Source organism: Micromonospora sp. BQ32 (assembly GCF_059358895.1).
The window spans coordinates 19,757-44,191 of the sequence record NZ_JCADBI010000001.1 but is presented as its reverse complement, the minus strand read 5'-3'; the positions used below and the strand labels follow the sequence as shown (position 1 = coordinate 44,191).

Genomic DNA, 24,435 nt, shown 5'->3' with positions numbered 1-24,435 from the left:
GGGCATTCGCAGCCTAGGAGAAATCGGGACGACACATGTGAATACTTCACGGCCATCCTGCGTACCCGAGTTGTACTCTCCGAACAGCTGAGCCTCTGCCGGGCAAATACGGGTGGGTGGCCACCAGAGTGACCACCCACCCGCTCAGGGGAGCCTGTCAGCGTCAATTGGTCCGGGTACGGAGGCTCCGTGCCAGGACGGGGATCATCACGGCCGCGGCGACGAGGTGCAGCCCGAGGAGGGCGGTGACGGTGGCCGCGTTCGCCCCGGAGATGAGGGACGGGACCAGTGAGAGCGCGGTGAGCGCCACCGTGGTCCAGACGAACCGGTCGGCGGGCCGAGCGCTCCACCGCAGGAGAGCCACGGCGATGACGACGCCCACCACCGAGAAGAAGCCGGTCACCACGGCGAACCCGGACAACGGAATCGTCTCGCCACCGTCGGGGATCTCGAAGTCGACGCCGGCGGCCCGAGCCAGCGCGGCGGCGAGAGTGGTGGCCACCATCGCCGCGAGCGTGGCGATCACGCCGGTGCCGACGAGCCCGCGGAATCGGTGAGTGTAGCGGGGTCGACCCGACGCCGGGCCGGCGACGGTCGCGGTGTCCTTCATGCTGTTCATGTCGTCTCCGTCATCTGGGAGCTGGCGTACGGAATGCGTTGACTGGCGTGTGACCGACCCGGGCGTGAACACCCGGACCCTCGCCGTGCGACGGCCGGGGTTGCGCAGAGCGCAGACGCCGGTGCCGCGCAGCCAGAACCCGGCGTCGCGCCCGAGGACCGGCCCGGGCTCGCCGTCGCGCAGCTCCAGCTGCACCCGGCCACGGGTGACGACACCGAACGCGTCGTGCCACTCCGCCCTGACCACCGCGGTACGCGCGCCACCGGGCAGCGTGAGCGTCCACACCGGGGACTACTCCGTGCCGTCCGCCGGCAGGCGCTCCGGCAGCCCGAGCCGCGGGAACTGGTCGTCGTGGAAGGTGAAGACCTCGGTGATGGCGCCGCCGGTGATGCGCAGGACGTCGATCGTCAGCGGCAGGTACGCGCCCTCCTGCTTGCGCCAGTGGTAGAAGGCGACGGCGGGCTGGCGGTTCACCGAGGTGGGGACCCCGCGCAGGCCCGTCATGCCGTCGAAGCCATCCTCGACCCAGCTGTTCACCACCGCGTCGCGGCCGACGTACAGGCCCGGCGTGGGCGGCATCGAGCAGCGGACGTCGTCCCGCAGCATGGCAGCGAGCGCGTCGACGTTCGTGGTCATGCTGGCCTCGGTGAAGCGGCGCACCAGCTCGCGCGTGCCGGCGTCCTCCTCGCCGCCGGTCCAGTCCTGCCGCTCGGCGGGCAGGTGCTCCCGCATGCCGGCGCGAGCCCGCTGCAGCGCGCTGTTGACCGAGTTGACCGAGTCCCCGAGCAGCTCCGCAACGTCCTTCGCCGGCCAGCCGAGCACGTCCCGCAGGATCAGCACGGCCCGCGGACGCGGCGCGAGGTGCTGGACCGCGACCAGGTACGCCAGCTCGATCGTCTCCCGCGCGACGGCGAGAGTCTCCGGCTCGTCCGCGTCGCCCGCGGGCAGCTCGTCGAGCAGCCGGTCCGGGTAGGGCTGCAACCACAGCACCTCGCCGCCGGTCGCCGGCTGCGGGCGGCGCTTGGCGAGCAGGTCCAGGCAGGCGTTGGTGGCGATCCGGTACAACCAGGCGCGGAACGTCGACCGCCCCTCGAACGTCTCCCGCCGCCGCCAGGCCCGCAGGAACGTCTCCTGCACGGTGTCCTCGGCGTCCTCGAACGACCCGAGCATCCGGTAGCAGTGCACGTGCAGCTCCCGCCGGTGCCGCTGTGCCAGCCCCGAGAACGCCGGCTCGTCGACCTCGCCCAGACCGCTCACGCCCAGCTCCTCCAGCCGCGTGTCCGCACTCATCACGTCATCCTTCCGCCTCGTCATGTCCTGTCGTAGGTATGACGGGCGCGGACGCGACGACTCATCACTCGAGTCTGTCCGGGATGAGTGCGTTTACGGAGCGTAAGGCCGGTGGCAGTGGACGCCGGCGCGCTACCGCGAGGTGCCGCCATCCGATCGACCCGCACCGGCGGCGGAGGGCCGGTGCGCGATGCGGGGCGCCCGCACGGCGGAGGCGTTGCCGGCGCCGGGGCGGTAGTCCCGTGCCGCGCTGGCCACCATCTCGTCGGCATCGCGAGCGAGCGCCTGCCGGATGTGCGGCGGAACGAACTCGGACGTCGCCATCGCCAGTCGGACCTGCACCGCGCGGTCGTCGACCAGGCGGGCCAGATCCGCCTCGCTCAGCTCGACGGCCCGCACCAGCGCGGCACGGACGTCGACAACCGAATCCGCGGCGAGCGCGCTGCGCTGCTCGGCGGTGGTCCGCGGGTTGCGGGCGACCCCCTTGCGGACGCGTGCGGTGCGATCGGCCAGCAGGGCGGTGATCACGTCGGGGTCGTGGGTGTGCGTGGCGAGTCGTTCCCGTACCTCGGGTGACACGTCGTCGATCAGCCTGGCGGCCAACTCCGGCTCCAGCTCACGACTCTCCGCAAGGAGACCGCGAAGCTCCTTGTCCGAGGTCTGCGCCATGACCTGGCGGATCGACTCGTCACAGGCCGGGTTGCCGGCGACCGCCCAGCGGACCCACCGGTCGGCGTCCTTGACCAGGCGCATGAGGTTGGCGATCGAGGTGGAGGGGTTCCTCGCCACGGCCTCCCGGACCTGACGATCATGGTCGCGGGTGAGCGGTCGCAGGGCCTGCGCGGGTGCGTCGGCCCGAGCGGCGACCGCCTTGCGGACCAGGGCCGACGGGTCGGACGCCAGGTCGATAAGGGTCATTTGTGGCGTTGTGGGGTCCTGGGCGAGGGCGAGCCGAGCGTCAGCACTGCCACCGATCGGACGGTGGGCGGTGGTGTCGGACCCGCTGTGACGGTCGGCCTCGCCGACGTCCTGCTGTTTCCCCATGGCGCAATCATGTCACGCGCCCGGTTCGGCAGTATCGGCCGCGGGCGGGACCGGGGCGGGGAGGCGCAGGCCGGACATGCCGCCGTCCACCGGCAGCGACGAACCGGTCACCGACCCGGTAGCGGGCGACGCGAGGTAGACGACGGCGGCTGCCACCTCGTCGGCGGTCACCAGGCGGCCGGTCGGCTGCCGGGACGCCAGGTGCCGCTTCTCCGCCGTCGGGTCGGCCGCGCCGGCGAGCAGGCGGGCCACCCAGGGTGTGTCGACGGTGCCGGGGGCGACACAGTTGACCCGGACACCCTCCGTCACCAGGTCGGCGGCCATGGCGAGGGTGAGGGCGTGCACCGCACCCTTCGAGGCCGAGTACAGGGCGCGTCGGGGCAGACCGACGGTCGCCGCGATCGAGGAGATGTTGACGATCGCCGCGGACGACGACCTGCGCAGGTACGGCAGGGCGACGGCGCTGGTTCGGGCCACGCCGGAGACGTTGACGTCGAGTACCCGGCTCCACTGCTCGTCGTCGTTGTCCTCCACCGTGCCCACGGCCGAGATGCCGGCGTTGTTCACCAGGATGTCGATGCCACCGAACGCCTCCGCGACCGAGGCCACGGCCGCGGTGAGGGAGGACCGGTCGGCCACGTCCGCCCGGACGCCGAGTACGCCGGAATCCTCCGGCAGACCGGACAGCTCCAGGTCCAGGACACCAACCCGGGCGCCGGCGGCGGCGAACGCCCGCACGCAGGCAAGGCCGATCCCCGATCCACCTCCGGTCACCACCGTCACCAGACCGTCACACCGCATCAGGCATCCCGGAGCGTGTTGCGCTGCCGACCGAGGCCGTCGATCTCGACCTCCATCACATCGCCGACGGCCAGGTACGGGAAGCGGCCGGAGAGTGCCACTCCCTGTGGAGTGCCCGTGTTGATGACGTCGCCCGGGTCCAGGACGGTGTACTGGGACAGGTGCCAGACCAGGTACGCCACGTCGAAGATCATGTCCTTGGTGCTGGAGTCCTGGCGGGGCTCGCCGTTGACCCGGGAGCGCAGCCGCAGCGCCTGCGGGTCGCCGATCTCGTCGGCGGTGACCAGCCACGGGCCGAGCGGTTGGAACGTCTCGCAGGACTTGCCCTTCGACCACTGGCCGCCGGAGACGGCGAGTTGGAAGTCCCGCTCGGAGACGTCGTTGGACAGCACGTACCCGGCGATGTGCCCGAGGGCGTCGGCCGGTGAGGCGAGGTAGCGGGCCGGTCGGCCGATCACCACCGCCAGCTCCACCTCCCAGTCGGTCTTCGTCGATCCGCGCGGGATCAGGACCTCGTCGTACGGCCCGACGACGGTGTTGGGCGCCTTGTAGAAGATGATCGGGTCGGTCGGTGGCGCGGCACCGGACTCGGCGGCGTGCGCGGCGTAGTTCTGCCCCACGCAGAGCACCACTCCGGGTCGGGCGATCGGTGCGCCGACGCGCTGCCCGGTGACGTCGATCTCGGGCAGGTCGGTGGCCTCGCGGGCCCGCCGGACGCCGTCGCCGGCGAGGAACTCGCCGTCGATGTCGGCGGTGAGCGACGAGAGGTCGAAGTGCCGCCTATCGACGTACAGCACGGGGCGTTCCCGCCCCACGGGCCCGACGCGCATGAATCTCACGAACCCAACCTCCAGTGCATGGGTCGCAAGGGACCCAATTTCCTATAGGATGTTGTTTGGCTCGTGTGTACTCGCTCAGACCGGCACGGTCAAGGGCTTACCGGCTGTTGGCCACTCGGTAAGTGATAGAAGGCAACGGTGGACTTGAAGGAGTGGGCGAAGCGAAAGGGTGTCCGTCCGGTTACGGCGAATCGCTGGTTCCGGGAGGGTGAGTTGCCGATGCCTGCTCGGCGGCTTGGTGGGTTGATCCTGGTGAAGCAGGCCACCGGCGCGCCGCCGTCGAATATCACGGTGGTGTATACCCGGGTGTCGTTGGCCGGCCGGAAGTCCGATGGACCGGCAGGTCGCTCAGGTGACCGCGTGGGGGCGACTGGGCATAACCTCGCGGTGTCGCGGGTGGTGACCGAGGTCGGCTCAGCGTTGAACGGGCGGCGGAAGAAGTTCCTTGCTCTGTTGCGTGACCCGGCGGTGTCCACGATTGTGGTCGAGCATCGTGACCGGTTCGCCCGGTTCGGCGCTGAGCACGTGGAGGCGGCCCTCGCGGCGCAGGGTCGGCGACTGCTGGTCGGCGACCCGGACGGTCTGGGGTGAAGACGATTCAGGCGTACCGGTTCGCTCTGGACCTGAGTCCGGCGCAGGAACGGGCGGTGTACGCGCATGCCGGGGCGGCTCGGGTGGCTCATAACTGGGCGCTTGCGCGGGTGAAGGCGGTGATGGGCCAGCGGGCCGCCGAACGCACCTATGGTGTGCCGGAGGAGTTGCTGACGCCGTCGTTGTCGTGGTCGCTGGCGGGGCTGCGCAGGGCGTGGAACACGGCGAAGCCCGACGTGGCGCCGTGGTGGGCGGAGGTGTCCAAAGAGGCTTTCAACACCGGCCTGGACGCGCTGGCCCGGGCGTTGAAGAACTGGGCTGAGTCCCGGTCAGGTAAGCGTAAGGGACGGCCGGTCGGGTTCCCCCGGTTCAAGTCCCGCCGCCGCAGCACACCATCGGTGCGGTTCACCACCGGCGCCATCCGCGTCGAGCCCGATCGCAGGCATGTGGTGCTGCCGCGGCTGGGTCGGTTGAAGGTGCACGAGTCGACCCGGAAGCTGGCCCGCCGTGTGGAGGCCGGCACCGCCCGGATCATGTCCGCCACCCTGCGCCGTGACGGCGGACGCTGGTATGTCGCGTTCTGCGTCGAGGTCGAACGCCCCGACCGCACGCCGGCGCGCCCCGGGTCAGTAGTCGGTGTCGACGTCGGCGTTGCGCACCTCGCGGTCCTGTCGACCGGCGACCTGGTACTAACCCTCGTCACCTCACCGACGCCCAGCGCCGCCTGCGGGCTCTCGCACGGGCGGTATCCCGCAAGACCGGCCCGGACCGGCGCACCGGGCAGCGCCCGTCGAACCGGTGGCGACGGGCGTGCACCCGCCTCAGTCGGGCGCACGCCCGGGTGGCGAACCTGCGCCGCGACGGCCTACACAAGCTCACCACCCGCCTGGCCACCACCCACGGCACCGTCGTCGTGGAAGACCTGAACGTGGCCGGGATGCTGACCAACCGGCGACTGGCCCGACACATCGCCGATGCCGGGTTCGCCGAGATCCGCCGCCAACTCGCCTACAAAACAACCTGGAACGGCGGGAAGCTCATCACCGCCGACCGCTGGTATCCGTCCTCGAAAACCTGCTCAGGCTGCGGCACGGTGAAAACCAAGCTTGCCCTGTCCGAGCGCGAATACGAATGCGGCACGTGTGGCCTGGCCCTGAACCGGGACCTCAACGCCGCCCGCAACCTCGCCGCCCTCGCGGCACAGACAACAACCGCCGGGAGTGGCCCGGTGGCAGCACGTGGAGCCGACCATAAGACCCGCACACGCGGGCAGATGGCCGAGAAACGTGAACCCGGCACGGCACCCGCCGGCAAGACCGGGACCGTCCCACCGCAAGGCAGGACTGCCGATCATGCGCACACCAAAGCGTACCGAGAGGTAACGGTTGCTGAGGAGACGAGATGACCCAGCAGGACCCTCGCGAGGGTCGACTCCGTCCCGCCCGTCGACTCACCCTCACCGAGGACGTCTACGAGTCGATAAAGACGCTGGTCATGGACCACATCCTTCCCCCCGGCGAGCGGGTCAACATCGACGCGCTCGCCCGGGAGCTGGATGTCTCCCCCACCCCCGTCCGCGAGGCCCTCGCCCGGCTGGAGGCCGACGGCCTGGTCCGTAAACGCCCGCTCTCCGGCTACACCACCACTCCGCTGCTGAGCCGCGCCGAGTTCGACGACCTGTTCGACGTCCGCCAACTGCTGGAGGGCGCCACCGCCGGACGTGCCGCCACGCACGCCTCCGCCGAAGCCCGCCAACGGATCAGCGTCGAGGCGGCGGCGAGCATCGACGTGGAGGCCGGCGACGGCTATCGCCGACACGCCGCCTTCACCGCGCTGGACGCGAAGTTCCACGACCTGATCGCCGAGGTCTCCGGCAGCCCCCTGCTGCGGGACACCATCACGCGGCTGCACTCACACCTGCACCTGCACCGGCTGTACTTTCCGGTCGCCGGCGCGCCGGACACCAACACCGAGCACCAGCGCATCGCCGCCGCCATCGTCGCCGGCGACGCGGCAGCCGCCACCGAAGCGATGCGCGCCCACCTCAGCGCCGCCCGGAAGCGCCACCTGCCCGCCTTCGACCAGCTCCCCACCCCCGCAACACCGCGCGACTCGGCGTGACCCACCCCCACACACCCGAGGAGCCGCCATGCGGATCGCCCTCTTCATCACCTGCGTCAACGACCTCGCGTACCCCGCCACCGGCATCGCGGTCACCCGCATCCTGCGGCGGCTCGGCCACACCGTCGACTTCCCCACCGCCCAGACCTGTTGCGGGCAGATGCACGCCAACACGGGCTACCGGGCCGAGGCCCTGCCGATGGTGCGCAACTACGTCGACGTCTTCGACTCCTACGACGCCATCGTCGCACCGTCCGGGTCGTGCACCGCGATGATCCGCGACCAGTACCCGCGCCTGCACCCGCCCGCCACCTCGGTGGCCGCCCGCACGTACGAGCTGTCCGAGCTGCTCGTCGACGTTCTCGGCGTCACCGACGTCGGCGCCGAGTTCCCGGAGACGGTCACCTACCACCCCACCTGCCACGGCCTGCGCATGCTGCGCCTCGGCGACCGGCCGCTGACCCTGCTGCGTCAGGTGCGCGGGATCAAGCTGGTCGAGCTGGGCGACGCCGAGGAGTGTTGCGGTTTCGGCGGCACGTTCGCCCTGAAGAACCCGGACGTCTCCACCGCCATGCTCACCGACAAGTGCGCCCGGGTCCGCGACACCGGCGCCCGGGTGCTCGCCGCCGCCGACAACTCCTGCCTGGCGCACATCGGCGGCGGCCTCGACCGCCAGCGGGCGGCCGTACGGGCCGTGCACTACGCCGAGATTCTCGCCGAGACGGGAGCCAGCTCATGAACCCTCCGGTCGCACCCGCCACCGGGGGCGGGCGGATCCGCACCCCGCTGCCCTTCCCCACCGCCGCCAAACCAGCCGTCGCCGACACGCAACTCCGGGCCAACCTGCACCGGGCCACCCGCACCATCCGCGCCAAGCGAGCCCGGGTCGTCGACGAGGTACCCGACTGGGAGGCGCTGCGGGACGCCGGCTCGGCGATCAAGGCGGACGTCCAACGTCGATTGCCGGAGTTGCTGGAGCAGTTCGAGGCGTCCGTCACCGCTGCCGGCGCCACCGTGCACTGGGCCCGCGACGCGGCCGAGGCGTGCCGGATCGTGGTCGCGTTGACCCGGGCCGCCGGGGCCGACGAGGTCGTGAAGGTCAAGTCGATGGCGACCCAGGAGATCGAGCTCAACGAGGCGCTGGAGGCGGCCGGGATTGCCGCGTACGAGACCGACCTCGCGGAACTGATCGTGCAGCTCGGCGAGGACACCCCCTCGCACATCCTGGTGCCGGCGATCCACTACAACCGGGCCCAGATCCGGGAGATCTTCCAGCGCCGCATGGCCGACGTGCCGGCCGACCTGAGCGACGAACCGGCTGCCCTTGCCGAGGCGGCCCGCGCCCACCTGCGACGACGCTTTCTCTCGGCCCGGGTCGCCGTCTCCGGCGCGAACTTCGCCGTCGCCGACACCGGCACGCTCGTGGTGGTGGAGTCCGAGGGCAACGGCCGCATGTGCCTCACCCTCCCCGAGACGCTGATCAGCGTCGTCGGCGTCGAGAAGCTGCTGCCGACCTTCACCGACCTGGAGGTCTTCCTGCAACTGCTGCCGCGGTCCTCGACCGGCGAGCGGATGAACCCGTACACCTCGATGTGGACCGGCGTCACCCCCGGCGACGGCCCGCAGGACGTGCACGTCGTGCTCGTCGACAATGGCCGGTCCGCGGTGCTCGCCGACCCGGTCGGGCGGCCGGCGCTGTCCTGCATCCGCTGCTCCGCGTGCCTCAACGTCTGCCCGGTGTACGAGCGGGCCGGCGGGCACGCGTACGGCTCGGTGTACCCGGGGCCGATCGGGGCGATCCTGTCGCCGCAGCTGACCGGCGTGGCCGACAACGCCTCGCTGCCGTACGCGTCGACCCTCTGCGGCGCCTGCTACGACGTGTGCCCCGTGAAGATCAACATTCCGGAGATCCTGGTCCACCTCCGTCAGCAGGCACCGCACCCGCCGGCCGAACGGGCCGCCATGCGCGTCCTGTCCTGGGTGATGCGCAGCCCCCGACGCTGGGCGACCGCCCTGCGCCTGGCCCGGGCCGGCGCGGGGCCGCTCGGGGCGTACCGTGAGCGGCGCACCGGCGCTCGCACGCTGCGGCGACTGCCCTGGCCCGCGTCGGCGTGGACCCGGTCGCGGGACCTGCCGCTGCCCGCGCCGCAGACCTTCCGGGAATGGTGGGGGAAGCAGTGACCGCTCGTGACGAGATCCTGGCGCGGCTCCGGACGGCCCTGGCCGACAGCCCGCCGCCGGTGCAGGTGCCCCGCCGGTACCGCCGGCTCGACGACCACCCCGACCTGATCGCAACCCTCGTCGACCGCCTGGAGGACTACCGGGCGGTCGTCCATCGTGGCATCGACGCCCTCCCCCGGCTCCTCGGCGAGGTCGACCGGCTTGCCGTCCCCACCGACGTCCCCGCCGCCTGGCTGGCCGGCTACGCCGGGCAACTGCACCGCGACGCGCCCCCGCTGTCACCGGCCGCGCTCGACGACCTGGACGCGGTCCTGACCGGCTGCGCCGTCGCGGTCGCCGACACCGGCACCATCATTCTCGACGCCGGCCCGGCGCAGGGGCGACGCGCGCTCACCCTGGTGCCGGACCGGCACATCTGCGTCGTCCGCACCGACCAGGTCGTCGGTCTGCTGCCGGAGGCGCTGACCCGACTGGACCCGCGCGCGCCGCAGACCTGGATCTCCGGCCCGTCCGCGACCAGCGACATCGAGCTCAACCGGGTCGAGGGAGTGCACGGCCCGCGTCGGCTGGAGGTCGTCCTGATCGCCCCAGACGACGAAGTCGTCCCAGTCGGCCCGACGGGCGGCTCAGGCGCCTGACGACGGCACCGGCTCGTCAGTGCGGGTCTCGCCCGCCGTCGCGTGCAACGGAATGCCGCGCACGTTGAGCAGCATGACGATGCCCACGCCGATCACCAGGGCGATGTCGGCGACGTTGCCGACGAAGAACCCGGCGTAGTCGATGAAGTCCACCACGTGCCCGCGAGCGAAGCCCGGCTCGCGGAAGAGGCGGTCCAGCAGGTGCGTCGCCGCGCCGCCGAGCACCAGGCCCAACGCCGCCGCCCAGGCCCGTGACGTGACCCGCCGCGCCACGACCGTCACCGCGACCACCGCCGCCGCCGCGAACACCGCGAAGATCCAGGTGTACGCGGAGCCGATCGAGAAGGCGGCGCCCGGGTTGTACACGAGTCGCAGTTGCAGCAGGTCACCGAGAACGGTGATGGTCTGCCCGTCCGAGAGCGCGGACTCGGCCCAGTACTTGGTGAGCTGATCCGCGGCGAGCACCACAGCAGCGATCAACACGACGGCGCGGAACATCCGGGAACCCTAACCGGTCACCGGTGGCCGTCACCACCGGCGGACGGGTCCTGGCATCGGCATGATGCATACCTCTGGTAATTGCCAATGAGTGGCAATTGTGTCACCGTGATGATCAACGGTTGCGGGGGCGCGCCCGCCCGACCAACGATTCCTCCCCACAGCACAGGAGCCCTCTGTGACCCGGATGCGTCCGACCTTCCGACGCCTCGTGGCGTCGACCGCGGCGGCGGGGATGCTCGTCCTCGCCGGATGCTCGGCCCCGGCCACCCCCGACGGCTCATCCGGCGGCGCGACGCTGGTCGTCGCCACCTCCGACGAGCCGGACGCGTTGAACCCGGTGCTCAACTACGGCGTCGACGGCGCCTCGCTGATCTTCGACGGCCTCGTCACCCGCGGCGACGACAACCGTCTCGCCGCCGGTCTGGCCACGGCGCTGCCGGAGCTGTCACCCGATGGGCGCACCGTGACCGCGAAGCTCCGCGACGGCGTGCAGTTCCACGACGGCACCGAGCTGACCGCCCAGGACGTCGTCTTCACGTACCAGGCCGTCCTGGATCCGACTGTCGACTCGACGCTCCGCTCCGACCTGGACATGGTGGAGTCGGTGACCGCGCCCGACGCGGCCACTGTCGTGTTCCGGCTGCGCTACCCGTACGCGCCGTTCCTGCAGCGGCTCACCCTCGGCATCGTGCCGGCCAAGCTGCTCAGCGGTCAGGACATCAACACCGCCGGGTTCAACCGCAAGCCGATCGGGACCGGGCCGTACCGGGTCGACTCCTGGACGCCGGGCGACCGCCTGGTGCTCACCGCGAACGAGCGCTACTTCGGTGGCCGGCCGAAGAACAACCGGGTGGTGGTCGCGTTCGTCGCCGACGACAACGTCCGCGCCCAGCGGATGCGCGCCGGCGAGTTCGACGCCGCCGAGTTGCCGCCGAAGCTCGCCTCCGGTTTCGACACCGACGCCACGTACCGGGTGCAGCGGGTGCCGACCGCCGACTACCGCGGCGTGATGCTGCCGACGGGCAACCCGCTCCTCGCCGACCCGGCGGTCCGCCGGGCGCTCAACCTGGCCGTCGACCGGGCCGCGATGGTGTCCGGGCTCCTCGGTGGCGCCGGCGAACCGGCGTTCGGCCCGATCCCGCCGACCTCCGAGTTCGCCGACCCCTCGATCATCGGCAAGCCGACCGGCGATCCGACGGCGGCGGGAGCGCTGCTCGACGCAGCCGGCTGGACCCCCGGTCCCGGCGGGGTACGCGTCAAGGACGGCCGACCGGCCCGGTTCACGCTGATGTACCCGGCGAGCGACACGCTGCGCAAGGACCTCGCCCTTGCCGTCACCGCCGACGCGAAGAAGATCGGCATCGAGGTGACCCCGGCGGGGCTCACCTGGGACGCCATCGACCCCCGGATGAAGTCCGACGCCCTGCTGATGGGCTACGGCACGCCGTACGACCCGGACTTCGTCTCGTACAAGCTGTTCGGCTCGACGTTCGCGGGGCAGGGTTACTTCAACCCCGGCTCGTACCGCTCCGAGGTGACGGACCGCGCCCTCCAGGAGGGCCGCGACCAGATCGACCCGGCCCTTCGCAAGGCCGCGTACGCGCAGTTCCAGAAGCAGTTGGCCGCCGACGTGCCGTGGCTGTTCCTCACCTACCTGCGGCACACCTACGTGCTGAAGTCGTCGGTCCAGGGCGTGACGCCGCGGGTCGAGGCGCACGAGCACGGGGTGGCGAACAGCCTCTGGTGGAACATCGACACCTGGACGCGGTCGTGACCCGCTCCGGTCGACTGGCCGGGGCCGGTGCGGTGGTCCGGCGCCGGCTCCTCGTCGCCGTGCCGGTGCTCGCCGCGACCAGCGTCGGGATGTTCGCCCTGGGCGCCGCCTCGCCGGTCGACCCCGCGAAACAGTACGCGGGCGCGGCGGCCTTCACCGCCAGCGAGGAGAACCTGGCCCAGCTGCGCGCCAACTGGGGCGTCGACGACCCCCTGCCGGTGCAGTACCTGCGCTGGATCAGCAACCTGGTCCAGGGCGACCTGGGCTGGTCGACCAGCCGCCACGAGCCGGTCGCCTCGGTGCTCGCCGCCCGGGCCGGCTGGACACTGCTCCTGATCGGCGCGGCCCTCGCCCTGGTCCTGGTCGCGAGCCTGCTGCTGGGCGCGCTGGCCGCGTACCGCCGGGGTGGGCTGTTCGACCGCGCGTTGCGGACGGCCGCGTACGCCGTGCAGTCGATGCCGGTCTTCTGGCTGGGCCTAGCCGCGATCGCGGTGTTCGCGCTGGCCCTGGGTTGGTTGCCGGCGGGCGGGCTCACCGACGTCACCGCGACCAGCACCTCCTGGGCCGACGTGGCACACCACCTGATCCTGCCGGTCGGAGTGCTGGCCGTGTCCCAGGCACCGTGGTTCGTGCTGTTCGTCCGGGACGCGGTCGCGGAGAGCATGCGCGACGACCACGTGCTCGCGGCGCGGGCCCGCGGGTTGCCCGGTCGGACGGTGCTGTTCGGGCACGCGCTGCGGACCGCGCTGCTGCCGTTCCTCACCCTGGTCGGCACCCACCTGCCCGAGCTGGTCGGCGGGGCGGTGCTGGTCGAAACGGTCTTCTCACTGCCGGGCCTCGGGGCCGTCACGGTCGCCGCCGCGCTCGGCAGCGACTTCCCGCTGCTGGCGGCGATCACGCTGGTCACCACCGCGGTGGTGCTGGCCGCGAACCTCGCGACCGACCTCGCCTACGCCGCCGCCGACCCGAGGGTACGACTCGATGGCTGACCTCGCCGCCCGACCGCCGCTGCTCCGGGTGGCCCGGTCGCGGCTGCGGCTGCGGCCCGGCCAGGCCGGTGCCGTCGCGGCCGGACTGGTCCTGCTGGTGGCCGTCGCCGGCTCGCTGCTCGCCCCGCTCGTCTGGCCGCTCGACCAGAGCGCGGTCGCGCTGGACCAGACCCGGTTGTCGCCGTCCTGGACCCATCTCGCCGGCACCGACGACCTGGGCCGCGACGTGGCCCACCGCGCCGTCTACGGGCTGCGGGTCTCGCTGCTGGTCGGCGCGGTCGCCGCGCTGGTCGCCACCGTCCTCGGCGGCGTGGTCGGCGGGATCGCCGGCACCGTCGGTGGCCGGGTGGACCGGATCCTGATGCGGATCGTGGACACCATCGCCGCGATGCCGCACCTGCTGCTGGGCATCTTCATCGTCGCCATGCTGCGTCCCAGCCTCGGTGCCGTGATCGCCTCCGTCGGGCTCACCCACTGGCTCTCCACCGCCCGCATCGTCCGATCCGAGTTGTTGAGCCTTCGCACCCGACCCTTCATCGACGCCGCCATCAGCGGCGGAGCCGGCCGACTCCGGGTCCTCACCCGGCACCTGCTGCCGCACGTCCTGCCCCGGCTGGCGCTGGCCACCACGTTGATGATTCCGCACGCGGTGTGGCACGAGACCGCCCTGTCGTTCCTCGGCCTCGGTCTGCCGCCACACCTCGCCTCGCTGGGCAACATGATCAACGATGGTCAGGGGTCGCTGCTGACCGGTGCCTGGTGGGCCAGCCTGGCACCGGGCGCGGTCATCGTCGTCGTCACCCTCGCCATCGCGGTCCTCGCCGCCCGTTGGCGTGACCGCCTCGATCCCCGGGTCCGAGCGGAGCTGCACCTGTGACCACCACCGAATCCGTTCCCGCCCCGGCGTCGCCCCGCATCACCGCGACGCAGCCGCTGCTCGCCGTGGACGGCCTCGGCGTCGAGTTCCGGCTCCGCGACGCGCGCGTGCGCGCCGTCACCGACCTCAGCCTCACCGTGCAGGCCGGCGAACTGCTGGCCATCGTGGGTGAGTCCGGCTGCGGCAAGTCCGTCCTGGCCCACGCCCTGCTCGGCCTGCTGCCGGGCAACGCCACGACCACCGGTCACGCCATCCTGCGCCACCCTGGCGCCGACCCGGTCGACCTGGTCACCTGCGGCCAACGCCAGCTGGCCCGCACGGTACGCGGGCGCCGGGTCGGGCTGGTCCCGCAGAGCCCGGCTACCGCCCTGAACCCGGTCCGCACCGGACGGCGACTGCTCGCCGAGACGCTGCGGGCGCACGGCCGCGACCGCGACCGCGCCGACGCCGACCAACTCGCGGTCGATGTCGGGCTCGACCCGGCGGACCTGGACCGCTACCCCCACGAGCTGTCCGGCGGCATGGCACAGCGTCTGGTCACCGCGCTCGCGCTGGCACCCGACCCGTCGCTGCTCATCGCCGACGAGCCCACCACCGGGCTGGACCGGCCGCTGGTGGACCACACCCTCGACCTGCTGCGCCGCCGCTGCGACAACGGCGCCGCCGTCGTGCTCATCACGCACGACCTGGCCGCCGCACACCGAGTCGCCGACACCGTCGCCGTGATGTACGCCAGCCGTATCGTGGAACATCGCGACACCGACAAGCTCTTCACCGCACCAACTCACCCGTACGCCTCGGCGCTGCTCGACGCCCTGCCGGATCGGGCCTTCCGACCGGTGCCGGGCGACCCGCCGATGCTCACCGCGCTGCCCCCCGGATGCGCTTTCGCGCCCCGCTGCCCACGCCGCACCGACACCTGCGCGGACCGACCACAGCCGACACCGGTCACCGGTGGCGGCACGGTGGCCTGCCACCATCCGATCCCCACCGGAGCCACCACGTGACCAGCGCGCAGCACCTGCTCGCCGACGAGGTGAGCGTCGGGTACGGCCGCCAGGTCGTCCTCGACGGCGTCACCCTGCGGATCGGCCGGGGAGAGACCGTCGGACTGCGCGGGCCGTCCGGCTGCGGAAAGTCGACACTGGTCCGGGTCCTGGCCCTGCTGCACCGCCCCGATCAGGGCCGGGTCAGCATCGACGGCACCTCGGTCGACGCCGTCCGGTACGCCGTGCCGGTCGCCCTACGGACCCGCGTCGCCGCCCTCTTCCAGAGCCCGCGCGCCGCCGCCGACCCTCGACTGAGCCTCACCGATCTGATCGCCGAGCCACTGCGGGCGACCCGGACGCCCGAGTCGGCGGTCCGGGACCGGGTGGCCGAACTCGCCGACCTCGTCGGCCTCACCGCGGATCTGCGCAGCCGGCGTCCCCACGCGGTGTCCGACGGGCAACTGCAACGCGCCTGCCTCGCCCGGGCCCTCGTGCACCGCCCCGACTACCTGCTCTGCGACGAGGCCACCGCGATGCTCGACGCCTCAACCCAGGCGCACGTCGCCGCTGTCATCCGCGACTACCAGCGGACCCAACGCGCCGGTGTCCTGGTCATCACCCACGACCAGACCCTGCTGGACCGCTGGAGCGACCGGATCGTCGACCTCGCCGGCACCGCGAGGGCACGCACCTGACCCTCGCTCCGGACGCCCGGTGGCCAGAGAGGTGCGATCAATAATCGAAATGTCGGACCGGACGCCGCCACCGGGCGCTCGGCCGGCATCCACCGATGGCGTTCCACACACCGGGCACGGGCTCCCTGCTGCCTTCGCTCGCAGGTGGGCTCGGGCGATGAGGGTAAGGCGGTTGCGGATTTGAGCGAGAGACAGGAACGGCGCGGTCACGTTCACACCAGCCCGAGGCTGATGGCGCTCCACGGGCAGCCACCGCCAACCGTCGCGCCCGATTGCTCTGTCGTGCCGGACGAGCGCCTCCGGTCCATCGCCCAGCTCGACGGCAGCGGCGACCCGAGCCAGTTCGACAGCGGTCGGCCCGAACGCGGTGTGGTGATGGTCGTGGCCGTCGCCGACTCGGGTGGCCATGGCGGCGGCTTCGTCCAGCAGATCAGCGGTGGCGCGGTCGTTGCCGGAGGTGGCGGCGATCAGGGCTGCCTGCACGAGCAGGGCGCCGCACAGCGATACCTCCTGGGGCTCGCCGGTGTCGGGGTCGGGTGGGGCGATCTGGTAGGCGGCGGCCATCATCACCGACTTCGCCCGCCCCGATGTCCTGAGGACCTGGCCGAGCTGCACCGCCGCGCACGCCAGCGAAGTCCGGTCACCGGTGGCGGCGGACATGGCCCGGTCGGCGGCCAGCCAGGCAAGGTGGGCCTCGTCCAGTTTCACCAGCAACGCTGCAGTGACCCGGTACGCCTCCACCACCAGCGTCCGACCTGCCTCCGGGTCCTGGGCGTGAGCCCGGTGCACCTTGGTCAACAACGCCGGCAACAGCTCAACCAGATGCGGATAGCGAGCGTGCTGGTAGGTGGTCCACGAGTGCGCGATTTCCCGGGCCAGTCTCTCCGGCGGCATCGCCTCGCAACGGGCTGACGGTCGGCCGAGGGCCATCTCGTACGTCGACATCGCCGCCCGAATCTGGGCGACACCTTCGTGGCGCTCGGCTACCTCGGCGGGCTGGACGTCGCGTCCGAGCAGGATCGCGGCGTCGACGCGGAGCACGGTGGCGATGTCGCGGATGGTCGACAGGCGTTCCAACGAGCGCACGCCGCGTTCGACCTTGTCCACCCAACTCTTCGACTTCCCCAACCGATCCGCGAACGACTGCTGCGACAGCTTCCGGCGCACCCGCAGGTAGGCGACACGCCGGCCGATCGGCACGGGTTCAACGGTCACGACGCCACCGCCAATCCGGCACTGCCCGGGTTGTTTCCTCGACCGGTATTCGCTCGGCCTCGGCCTGCGCCAGAATCCGTTGCTTCGCGGCCTCCCGCTCCGCCGCTTCCGCCTGTTCGCCTCGGCTTTGCCCTCGATCGTGTTCCATGCCGTACGACCCCTCTTCAGACAGGGCGCGGCGGTGTGTGTCAACGGGAGATGTCGCCACCGTCGCGCCGGCTCAGAGGCGCGACCGCAGCAATCGGAAAGGGACGAACACGCGGGCCGCGCTGTAATCGGGACGCTACGGAACGCACATCCGTTAGCTGGAACGCTTACGCACCACTACTAGGAGGTGAGGCTCATCCGCTCGCACAGCCCCCGCAGCTCCGGGGATGTCGCGCCCTTGCGCAGCAACGAACGTGCCGTCTCGCGCGCCGACACCGACGAGCGGGCATGCTGCGGACCGACCCGCTCCGCAGCGAGCAGCATCCGCACCGCATCACGTTCCCGGCCGACCGCCTCGGCGGCACGGCCCATGTCGAGCCAGAAATACACCTGTCGCACCGCCGGCAGACCCGCCAACTCCACACCGACCGCCGTCTGCAACGCGGCCTCCGGACGGCCCGTGTCGAGCAGGAACGCCATCAGCCACAGCGCCACGTTTCGTGGCCCCCAGGCGAGATCCCAACTGTCGGTCTCCCCGGTGTGTGCCGCGATCCGCCCTGCCTCGGCAAGATGGTCTTCCGCAGCGGCCTGATCGCGCAGCCCGGCGAGGTGATGCGCCCGCGCCAGGTGCAGGAACCCCAGCACGTCCAACGCCCCGTGCGCGCCGCTACCCAGTAGATCAGCAGCTGCGACGTCACACAGCGCCCGCGCCGGACCGTACGCCCCCGAATAGGCCGACACCCGCGCCCGGTTCGCCGCCGCGACCCCGACCGCCACCGGGTCTTCGAGCAACCCGGCCGCCTCGGCACAACGCTCTGCCGCAAGCCACGCATGCGCCGGATAGCTGACGTTCAGCAATGACCCCATCGCCACGCCGTACACCGGCACCATCTCCGTCAGCGCCACTCGCCGATCGGTAAGGCCGTGTATCGCCGGCACCAGATCGACAAGCCGCCGCAACGCGCCCGCGTAGTCACACCGCCCGTACAGGCCACTCACGAGCGCCGCCTCACGACGCACCTGCTCGACAGTCGCCACCGCATCGGAACGTCCGCCCATCGGCGTGTCCATCATGATCCGCCAAACCCGCTCAGCGTCGATGCGCGCCGCATCAAGCTGCCGATCAGCCGGCGGGTAAGCCTGGCCGGTCAGATCCACCACCGAACACTCAAGAGCCGCAGCTAGATCCACCACCATGTACCGGTCGGTGCGCTGCTGACCACGTTCGATCCGCGACCACGACGTATGGGAAATCCCCGCCCGACTGGCCGCATACCGCACACTCCAACCACGCAACTCCCGACGAGCACGAATACGATCGCCAATCGACGGATCAGCAGGTATAGGCCGGCGAGGCATCAGCAGAACTCCAGATGACATGAGATCCCTGCCGACCATCCCCGGCAGGCTGCCACTTCGGACGGTACACCGATCTGCACCGGTAGCACCGTCATGCGCTTGATCATCTATCCGTGCCTCAGAGGATGAAGCGGAACTAAGAGCCGCTGTACCGCTACCAGCGGGATCAGCCTTCGACGCCTGCTCGTGCGGAGTCTCGGGCTGCCACCGTTCAGCATTGCTTGACGACGTTTCACGGCGTCTTGTGCCCCGTCTGTGCCCCCAGAACTTTCGTCGAAGGGCTACCCACCCTTGCCCGCGTCCCCGAGCTTGCTCGCCGTCGTAAACGCCTTGGTCGGTGATCCGCGCACCGCTTATCCTCTTCGGCATGGAGCAGCTGCGCGACCTTGCCATCCGGCTGGCCATGGATGAAGCCGGTCGGCGATAACCTGCCGATGACGACTGCTCACGCACTAACCCGAGGCGTTGACTCTCCGAGCTTGCGTGAGCTCGCTGGCCTTTCGAAGGGTCAGTCACGGGAAGCCGTTGACCTGTTCCGCCAAGCGAGGGACGAGTTCGGCTGTCCGGTCCCGGACAAGAGCGGCGCCCGGCTACACCTCATGCGTGAGGCAGCAGCGAACATAGCTGCTGGAAAGGGCGACCCCGAGGACCTGGCCCACGAGATTCACTGGCAGGCGTGCTACTCCGGAATGCCGGAGCTGAGCGGTGGGCGATCGCTTCTTAGAGCTGTACGCAGGATGGGGCGCAACGAATGACCAGGCAGAGGAAGCGGTAGCGGCCATGAAGGCAGCCGCGCAGTCGTCCCTTTGCGACCATCCAGCAGATGATCCGACTCCTTAACGCCCAGGCAACCAACACGGGGCTTTGGCCTGCCGTTTCACGGGCGTTGAACTGCTGGAACCGTCCATCAGTATCCCTGCTCGTCCGCTGGCGTCCGTCCCGATCGTCACCCAGTTAGTCACCCCCGGGCGAGTTGCAGGGTCCTTGCATCAGTCGTCCTCAGTGACCGTGAAGGGTGCGTAGCCCTCCTGCACCTCCGTCACATCAAGGCCGCTGAAGATGAGAGTGATGGCGTGAGCGTTCATCTTGAAGCGGACCTCATGAAAGGGAACGCCGATCTTGTCAGCCCACGACCGGGCACGCTCGGAGTCTGCCACCACCTCCGCACCTGGGTAGAGCGGCTGCCAGCGCACCGCCCACACAAAGCCGTCCAGGTCCGGACCGATCTCCCGGTCGATCAGTCGCTCGTCGAGCGAGCAACGCCAGGTCTCGGGACTCACCGCCGTTTGCACCTCAGCGGCGACGCAGTACTTGAAGAGGTAGCGGAGGTGGACGGGTGGGATGCCGGTACGCGGGTCTGCGGTGACGTAGACGATGACTTCGTAATCGCGGATGTAGTCGGTGTACCCGTGATGCACGATCGCGCCATCGAAGATGTCATCCAACGCCTGGCTGAGCTGCGCGATCTCCATGCCCCGTTCTACCACCCGTCGGAACACTGCCCTGGCGGGGACGGTCGAGCAATGTCAGCTTGGGAATCGTGTTGATCCTGCACGTCGGGTAGTCGCGTCACCTGGGACATCGCTACCAAACGTTGATCACGGCCAGGTCCGTGCCTCTGTGGCCCCGTGTTGACCGCTGCATCGGGCACGGATCGGGCACGACGCTGGCCGAACGGGACAATGGGCGTCGCTCGGCGTGGCCCAGGTACTGTCGTCCGCGTGGAACGGCATCGACTGATCGCTCTGTTGACGGGCAAGGGCAGCGCCGACGCGATGTGCCGAAACGCGCTCGATCGTGGTGCGGACTTCACCATCACGGATGGTGCCCTGCCGGCAAGCCACTACGCCCGCATCTACGACCGCCGGGAGCGGCACTGCCGACAGCATGGGATCGCCACGCTCAGCTTCCGTCAAGGCGTCGAACGCCTGCATGACGCGACGGATCAGCCTGTGCGCCTGGGCTGGGTCAAGGTCACAGACCCGGACCACCATTTCCAACTCTTCTTCACCGACGACCTGTCTGCCGTTGTTGCCTGCATCGGGATTGACCAGCGCTTCAGGCACTCCAACGAGACGACGGGCCAGGACTGACCTCTTCGTCCCGAAGGAACCATCGGCCGGCGATGAGCTGCGCCAACAACGGGGTGAGCTGCCCATAGGGTCCGCCGGAGTCCATGGGCATCCGGCACTGCCCGCGCCCGTCGTCACCCAGTTGGTCACCCAGCTCGTCTGCCCAAGCACCTAGAGGGAAAACGGCTGGTACTTGAGAGCTTCCTCGATTACTTCCTCGTCTCTCAACTCGGGTTCCCTGAAGAACATGAGGGAGACAACGTGTGGGCAACACAGGATGCGTTCCAGCTCGTCAACTCGCACCCCGGTCTCCTCGTCGGGAAGGGCGGGATCGCGCAGTTCACGAACGAGGGCCAGCGCTCTGCTTCGCGTCGGACCGTCCAGCTCCACAGCCACGCAGAATACGTGGCCCAAACTGCCATCCCGTCTGCCGTCGACCCGTCCTCCTGGGGAGCGGGCCGCCGCCCGGCCCGCCACGTCAAGACGGCCTTGACGCACGGTCGGACGCTGGCGGGTCGGGCGGTGGTTTGCTCGGCTCGCCCGGATCGTCGGCTGGCGGGATGGCTCGCGCAGCCACTCTCTCGGCATCTGCACGGGCCGGCGTGGTGACCTGATTAGGAGCTCGGGTTCGTCCCTCATCCCCGTTCTGTCCAGCGTCCTCCTCGTGCTCGGTGGTCGAGCCTTGCCGTCAATGCAGCAGGTAGGAGGCAGCGTGAGCGAGGACCAGGATGTAACCGTCGGGGTCGACACGCACAAGGACGTGCACGTCGCGGCGGTGTTGGACCAAACCGGTCGGGTGTTGGGCACCAGAGGCTTTCCGACGACGATGCGCGGCTACGCGCAGCTCGCCACCTGGGCTGAGTCCTTCGGCACGGTTGTCAAAGTCGGCCTGGAAGGCAGCGGCAGTTACGGCGCCGGGTTGCTGCGGATCCTGACTGACTACGGCCTGACCGTGGTCGAGGTCGACCGTCCGGACCGCTCCACCCGCCGCCGAGTCGGCAAGACTGACACCATCGACGCCGAGTCCGCCGCCCGGGCGGTCCTGTCGGGCCGAGCCAGCGGCACCCCGAAGACCCGTCACGCCCGAGTCGAGATGATCCGGGCTCTGCGCGTCGCCCGCCGCGGAGCGATGAAGGCTCGGATTCAGGCCGGAGGCCAGGTGGAATCGCTCATCGTCTCGGCCCCCGAACCCGTGAGACAACTGGTGCGCGGGCTGGCCGGCAAGAAGCGCATCCGCGTCTGCGCCGCTCTGATGCCTGGCACGGTGTCTGATCCGGCGACCGCCACCAAAGTCGCTCTGCGCAGCCTCGCCCGACGCTGGCTCGCTCTTCAGGCCGAGATCGACGACCTCGACAGCCACCTGGCCGCCCTCGTCACCGCCGCCGCCCCGGATCTGGTCGCGCTGCCTGGCGTCGGCGTCGACACCGCCGGGCAACTCCTCGTCACCGCCGGCGACAACCCTCACCGCTTGCACTCCGAAGGGGCTTTCGCCCGGCTCTGCGGCGTCGCCCCCATCCCGGCCAGCTCCGGACGGACCGACCGCCACCGCCTACACCGTGGCGGCGATCGCGACGCCAACCGCGCCCTCTGGCGCATCACCCTCGTCCGCATGCGCTGCCACCAGCCCACCAAGGACTACGTCACCCGCCGCACGGCAGAGGGCAAGACCAAGACCGAGATCATGCGATGCCTCAAGCGCTACATCGCCCGAGACGCCTACCGACTGCTCACAGCTGACCACCCGGTCGAGCGTGCCTGAAGGCTCCGCAAGGACGATCATGTCCGAGTGAACTACCTGACCTGGAACGATGTCGCCGAATGGTTCGCGTCCGACTGCTCGGCACTTGAGGCATACGTCCTCGACGCCAACGAGGCCGACTGGCAACGGATGATCGACCTCGTGAGATCCCAGGGATGGCGGTTCGACTACACGGTCGAGGACCACTCCCTGCCACTACCGCAGCAGGTCGCTGAGATCTTCGCCCGCACCTCCGAGGCGCTCATCACCATGCGCATCTGGCCAGCGCCCAACCTGCGGGCCAACACCCACTTCTTCAGCGAAGGCGAGGTCGTGTTCGACTTCGACCGCGACGATCTACAGGGCCAGCACCAACTGGACCTCCTGTGCTGCTTCATGCGCAGCCTCGGACACCACCTCGGAAAGCCAGTGCGCCTCACACCGGAGGACAACCCGCAGCACCCTTTGATCATCTACTCACCCACGGATGATCGGTTCACCCTGACCGCTTGACGGAAATAGGAGCGTCAACATCGCCGGCAGTCCGGTGTCGGCAAACGGCTGTCAGGTCTCACGACCTCCGTGTCGGATCAGTCTCGGGACCTGGGTGACAACCGTGGCTAGAAGTTGGCTGGCCCTAACATCTCAGGGGTGCCCGGTCGCTGGAGCCTCCCCCGTGCCGTGAACCGTCTTCATCGCGACGTCCTGGCGCCGCTTGGCTTCGAGCGCCACGGCAACAGCTGCACGCGGGCGGACAACGGTCTCCTACGGGAGATGCGGTTCTACACCCCTCGGTGGGGCGACCCCGCCAGGAAGGGGATCCAGGTGTTCCTCGGCGTTCGGATCGTGGGCCTGCCGGAACCACTCGTGGAGTTCCGCCGCGACGCGCTATGGACTCACCTTGAGCCGATCCGCCAACTCAACGATTATCCGCGCCCCGCATCTGAGAAACCGTTGCCAGCAGAGCTGATAGATGACGTCGCCGGACCCGGCGTCGCCTTCCTGTGTCACGCCGCAGACCTTCACGCCTTCGGCCGGTGGGCGGCCGAAGTCCATGCCCGACAGGGGTCATGGGGGGCGTTCCGGCATGTGTATCCCGGGGGCACCGCACCCTTGCAAGCAGCAGCGTTCGCAGCGGCGGTGGCGGGAGACAAGGCTCTGGCTGACCGCACGGCAGGGGCTGTGGTTGTTGAGGAAGGGAACCCGCGCGAGGTACGCGACTTCCGGTCAGAGCTAGGAAGAGTCGTCCCGGAATAGACAACCTCGTAGCTGGCCGGCACGAAGCCTCGTTGAACTGTCACGCAGGTCTTGATGCCGTTGCTGTACTTCGCTGCTGTACAAGATCAGAAATGGCCATCCGGAAGATTCCGAATGGCCATTGACCTGCGTCGGGACGGCCGGATGCGAATCGACGACCCCTTGACCCCCAGGCAACCAACACGGCTCGCTGACCTGCGCTGCCCTGGGCATGTACCTGCGACAACGGTCCACGATCGTCCGTGCACGTCCGCCGCCGCTCGTGCCCGTCGTCACCCAGATAGTCACTCAGCCATTGCTGGGGCTGGAAATCCCTCGTTCCGCGAAGGACGCCGCGACCTCATCGAAGACGCTGACGGCAAGCTCCATCTGCGTGACGGCACCCGACAACGGCAACTCCAGCTGGGGGTCGTACCCGGGTAGGCCCGTGACCGCCTGGACGGCGTCGCCGAGTTGATACATCGCCGTGACGACCGCCCGAGCATCTCCGCCTCGGTACCAGTAGGGAACCGTGATCCCAGCCTCTTCTGGGTAGTAGCTGACCTGGATTCCAGTCGGCTCGTGGGTTAGCTCGTAGTTGTGGGCCCCCTCGAAGACGGAAACCTCACCGAGCCGCCACCAGTCGGGCCCAAGCCTCGCCGCTTGGCCGCTTGTCGCTGTCGGCCTCTTCTGCCGCGTCCAACGCATCATCCCAGGAC

General features: G+C 70.1%; 25 protein-coding genes and 2 pseudogenes. 16 read left to right on the top strand and 11 right to left on the bottom strand.

Going from position 1 to position 24,435, the window contains the following annotated elements; translation table 11 throughout:
- Nucleotides 1–163: 163 nt before the first annotated feature.
- The 5 genes from AC5L30_RS00230 to AC5L30_RS00210 all read right to left on the bottom strand — a co-directional run bounded on the left by AC5L30_RS00230 (nt 164) and on the right by AC5L30_RS00210 (nt 4,593).
- A complete protein-coding gene (locus AC5L30_RS00230) occupies nt 164–904 on the bottom strand; it encodes a DUF6069 family protein (RefSeq protein WP_494864321.1) in 741 nt (246 codons plus the stop codon).
- Nucleotides 905–910: 6 nt separating this feature from the next.
- Nucleotides 911–1,909, bottom strand: a complete 999-nt coding sequence (locus tag AC5L30_RS00225) for an RNA polymerase subunit sigma-70 (protein WP_494864320.1) — start codon at nt 1,907–1,909, stop codon at nt 911–913.
- Between the two features lie 132 nt (nt 1,910–2,041).
- A complete protein-coding gene (locus AC5L30_RS00220; RefSeq protein ID WP_494864319.1) occupies nt 2,042–2,953 on the bottom strand; it encodes a hypothetical protein in 912 nt (303 codons plus the stop codon).
- Between the two features lie 12 nt (nt 2,954–2,965).
- Complete coding sequence (locus tag AC5L30_RS00215; protein ID WP_494864317.1) at nt 2,966–3,754, bottom strand: SDR family NAD(P)-dependent oxidoreductase; 789 nt, start codon at nt 3,752–3,754, stop codon at nt 2,966–2,968.
- Complete coding sequence (locus AC5L30_RS00210; RefSeq protein WP_494864316.1) at nt 3,754–4,593, bottom strand: fumarylacetoacetate hydrolase family protein; 840 nt, start codon at nt 4,591–4,593, stop codon at nt 3,754–3,756. The genes AC5L30_RS00215 and AC5L30_RS00210 overlap by 1 nt, the downstream gene beginning before the upstream one ends.
- A 138-nt stretch (nt 4,594–4,731) precedes the next feature.
- Between AC5L30_RS00210 and AC5L30_RS00205 the strand changes: the two genes are divergently transcribed.
- The 7 genes and pseudogenes from AC5L30_RS00205 to AC5L30_RS00175 all read left to right on the top strand — a co-directional run bounded on the left by AC5L30_RS00205 (nt 4,732) and on the right by AC5L30_RS00175 (nt 10,124).
- A complete protein-coding gene (locus AC5L30_RS00205) occupies nt 4,732–5,184 on the top strand; it encodes a recombinase family protein (protein ID WP_494864314.1) in 453 nt (150 codons plus the stop codon).
- A pseudogene (locus AC5L30_RS00200) lies at nt 5,181–5,249 on the top strand (hypothetical protein); the annotation flags it as partial. The gene AC5L30_RS00205 and the pseudogene AC5L30_RS00200, both read left to right, overlap by 4 nt.
- 500 nt (nt 5,250–5,749) lie before the next feature.
- Nucleotides 5,750–6,589, top strand: a complete 840-nt coding sequence (locus AC5L30_RS00195) for an RNA-guided endonuclease TnpB family protein (protein ID WP_494865295.1) — start codon at nt 5,750–5,752, stop codon at nt 6,587–6,589.
- The gene (locus AC5L30_RS00190) at nt 6,586–7,305 is read left to right on the top strand and encodes a GntR family transcriptional regulator (RefSeq protein WP_494864313.1); all 720 of its coding nucleotides are present in this window, start codon (nt 6,586–6,588) and stop codon (nt 7,303–7,305) included. Before AC5L30_RS00195 ends, AC5L30_RS00190 begins: the two co-directional genes overlap by 4 nt.
- A gap of 28 nt (nt 7,306–7,333) precedes the next feature.
- On the top strand, nt 7,334–8,044 hold the full coding sequence (locus AC5L30_RS00185; RefSeq protein WP_494864312.1) for a (Fe-S)-binding protein: 711 nt from the start codon (nt 7,334–7,336) through the stop codon (nt 8,042–8,044).
- The gene (locus AC5L30_RS00180; protein ID WP_494864310.1) at nt 8,041–9,486 is read left to right on the top strand and encodes a LutB/LldF family L-lactate oxidation iron-sulfur protein; all 1,446 of its coding nucleotides are present in this window, start codon (nt 8,041–8,043) and stop codon (nt 9,484–9,486) included. Before AC5L30_RS00185 ends, AC5L30_RS00180 begins: the two co-directional genes overlap by 4 nt.
- Entirely contained in the window at nt 9,483–10,124 is a 642-nt protein-coding gene (locus AC5L30_RS00175; RefSeq protein ID WP_494864309.1) for a LutC/YkgG family protein, read from the top strand. The genes AC5L30_RS00180 and AC5L30_RS00175 overlap by 4 nt, the downstream gene beginning before the upstream one ends.
- Here AC5L30_RS00175 and AC5L30_RS00170 read toward each other — a convergent pair.
- Entirely contained in the window at nt 10,113–10,622 is a 510-nt protein-coding gene (locus tag AC5L30_RS00170) for a signal peptidase II (RefSeq protein WP_494864307.1), read from the bottom strand. The genes AC5L30_RS00175 and AC5L30_RS00170 overlap by 12 nt on opposite strands.
- 187 nt (nt 10,623–10,809) lie before the next feature.
- Here AC5L30_RS00170 and AC5L30_RS00165 point away from each other — a divergent pair, with 187 nt between their 5' ends.
- The 5 genes from AC5L30_RS00165 to AC5L30_RS00145 are packed head-to-tail and all read left to right on the top strand — an operon-like array spanning nt 10,810 to nt 15,949.
- Nucleotides 10,810–12,399: an ABC transporter substrate-binding protein gene (locus tag AC5L30_RS00165; protein WP_494865294.1), complete on the top strand. Its 1,590-nt coding sequence runs from the start codon at nt 10,810–10,812 to the stop codon at nt 12,397–12,399.
- Complete coding sequence (locus AC5L30_RS00160; RefSeq protein ID WP_494864306.1) at nt 12,369–13,388, top strand: ABC transporter permease; 1,020 nt, start codon at nt 12,369–12,371, stop codon at nt 13,386–13,388. The genes AC5L30_RS00165 and AC5L30_RS00160 overlap by 31 nt, the downstream gene beginning before the upstream one ends.
- On the top strand, nt 13,381–14,265 hold the full coding sequence (locus AC5L30_RS00155; protein ID WP_494864304.1) for an ABC transporter permease: 885 nt from the start codon (nt 13,381–13,383) through the stop codon (nt 14,263–14,265). The genes AC5L30_RS00160 and AC5L30_RS00155 overlap by 8 nt, the downstream gene beginning before the upstream one ends.
- A complete protein-coding gene (locus tag AC5L30_RS00150) occupies nt 14,262–15,272 on the top strand; it encodes an ABC transporter ATP-binding protein (protein ID WP_494864302.1) in 1,011 nt (336 codons plus the stop codon). The genes AC5L30_RS00155 and AC5L30_RS00150 overlap by 4 nt, the downstream gene beginning before the upstream one ends.
- The gene (locus AC5L30_RS00145; protein WP_494864300.1) at nt 15,269–15,949 is read left to right on the top strand and encodes an ABC transporter ATP-binding protein; all 681 of its coding nucleotides are present in this window, start codon (nt 15,269–15,271) and stop codon (nt 15,947–15,949) included. The genes AC5L30_RS00150 and AC5L30_RS00145 overlap by 4 nt, the downstream gene beginning before the upstream one ends.
- A 1,032-nt stretch (nt 15,950–16,981) precedes the next feature.
- Here AC5L30_RS00145 and AC5L30_RS00140 read toward each other — a convergent pair.
- The 3 genes and pseudogenes from AC5L30_RS00140 to AC5L30_RS00130 form a co-directional block, all read right to left on the bottom strand.
- Nucleotides 16,982–17,149: pseudogene (locus tag AC5L30_RS00140) on the bottom strand (helix-turn-helix domain-containing protein); the annotation flags it as partial.
- A 342-nt stretch (nt 17,150–17,491) separates the two neighbouring features.
- The gene (locus AC5L30_RS00135; RefSeq protein WP_494865292.1) at nt 17,492–18,637 is read right to left on the bottom strand and encodes a helix-turn-helix domain-containing protein; all 1,146 of its coding nucleotides are present in this window, start codon (nt 18,635–18,637) and stop codon (nt 17,492–17,494) included.
- 1,022 nt (nt 18,638–19,659) lie between these two features.
- On the bottom strand, nt 19,660–20,142 hold the full coding sequence (locus AC5L30_RS00130; protein ID WP_494864298.1) for a YxiG-like protein: 483 nt from the start codon (nt 20,140–20,142) through the stop codon (nt 19,660–19,662).
- 249 nt (nt 20,143–20,391) lie between these two features.
- On the opposite strand from AC5L30_RS00130, the gene AC5L30_RS00125 reads away from it, so the two are divergent.
- Nucleotides 20,392–20,763, top strand: coding sequence for a hypothetical protein (locus tag AC5L30_RS00125; RefSeq protein WP_494864296.1), 372 nt, complete (start codon nt 20,392–20,394; stop codon nt 20,761–20,763).
- A gap of 150 nt (nt 20,764–20,913) precedes the next feature.
- On the opposite strand, the gene AC5L30_RS00120 is transcribed toward AC5L30_RS00125, so the two are convergent.
- Nucleotides 20,914–21,138: a hypothetical protein gene (locus AC5L30_RS00120; protein ID WP_494864294.1), complete on the bottom strand. Its 225-nt coding sequence runs from the start codon at nt 21,136–21,138 to the stop codon at nt 20,914–20,916.
- Nucleotides 21,139–21,433: 295 nt separating this feature from the next.
- On the opposite strand from AC5L30_RS00120, the gene AC5L30_RS00115 reads away from it, so the two are divergent.
- The 3 genes from AC5L30_RS00115 (at nt 21,434) to AC5L30_RS00105 (ending at nt 23,737) form a co-directional block, all read left to right on the top strand.
- Nucleotides 21,434–22,501 (top strand): IS110 family RNA-guided transposase, encoded by a 1,068-nt coding sequence (locus tag AC5L30_RS00115; protein ID WP_494864292.1) that lies wholly within the window; start codon nt 21,434–21,436, stop codon nt 22,499–22,501.
- Nucleotides 22,502–22,528: 27 nt separating this feature from the next.
- Nucleotides 22,529–22,993 (top strand): hypothetical protein, encoded by a 465-nt coding sequence (locus AC5L30_RS00110; protein ID WP_494864290.1) that lies wholly within the window; start codon nt 22,529–22,531, stop codon nt 22,991–22,993.
- A 138-nt stretch (nt 22,994–23,131) separates the two neighbouring features.
- Complete coding sequence (locus tag AC5L30_RS00105; protein ID WP_494864288.1) at nt 23,132–23,737, top strand: hypothetical protein; 606 nt, start codon at nt 23,132–23,134, stop codon at nt 23,735–23,737.
- Between the two features lie 288 nt (nt 23,738–24,025).
- Here AC5L30_RS00105 and AC5L30_RS00100 read toward each other — a convergent pair whose 3' ends face one another.
- Nucleotides 24,026–24,427, bottom strand: a complete 402-nt coding sequence (locus AC5L30_RS00100) for a hypothetical protein (protein WP_494864286.1) — start codon at nt 24,425–24,427, stop codon at nt 24,026–24,028.
- Nucleotides 24,428–24,435 lie beyond the last annotated feature (8 nt).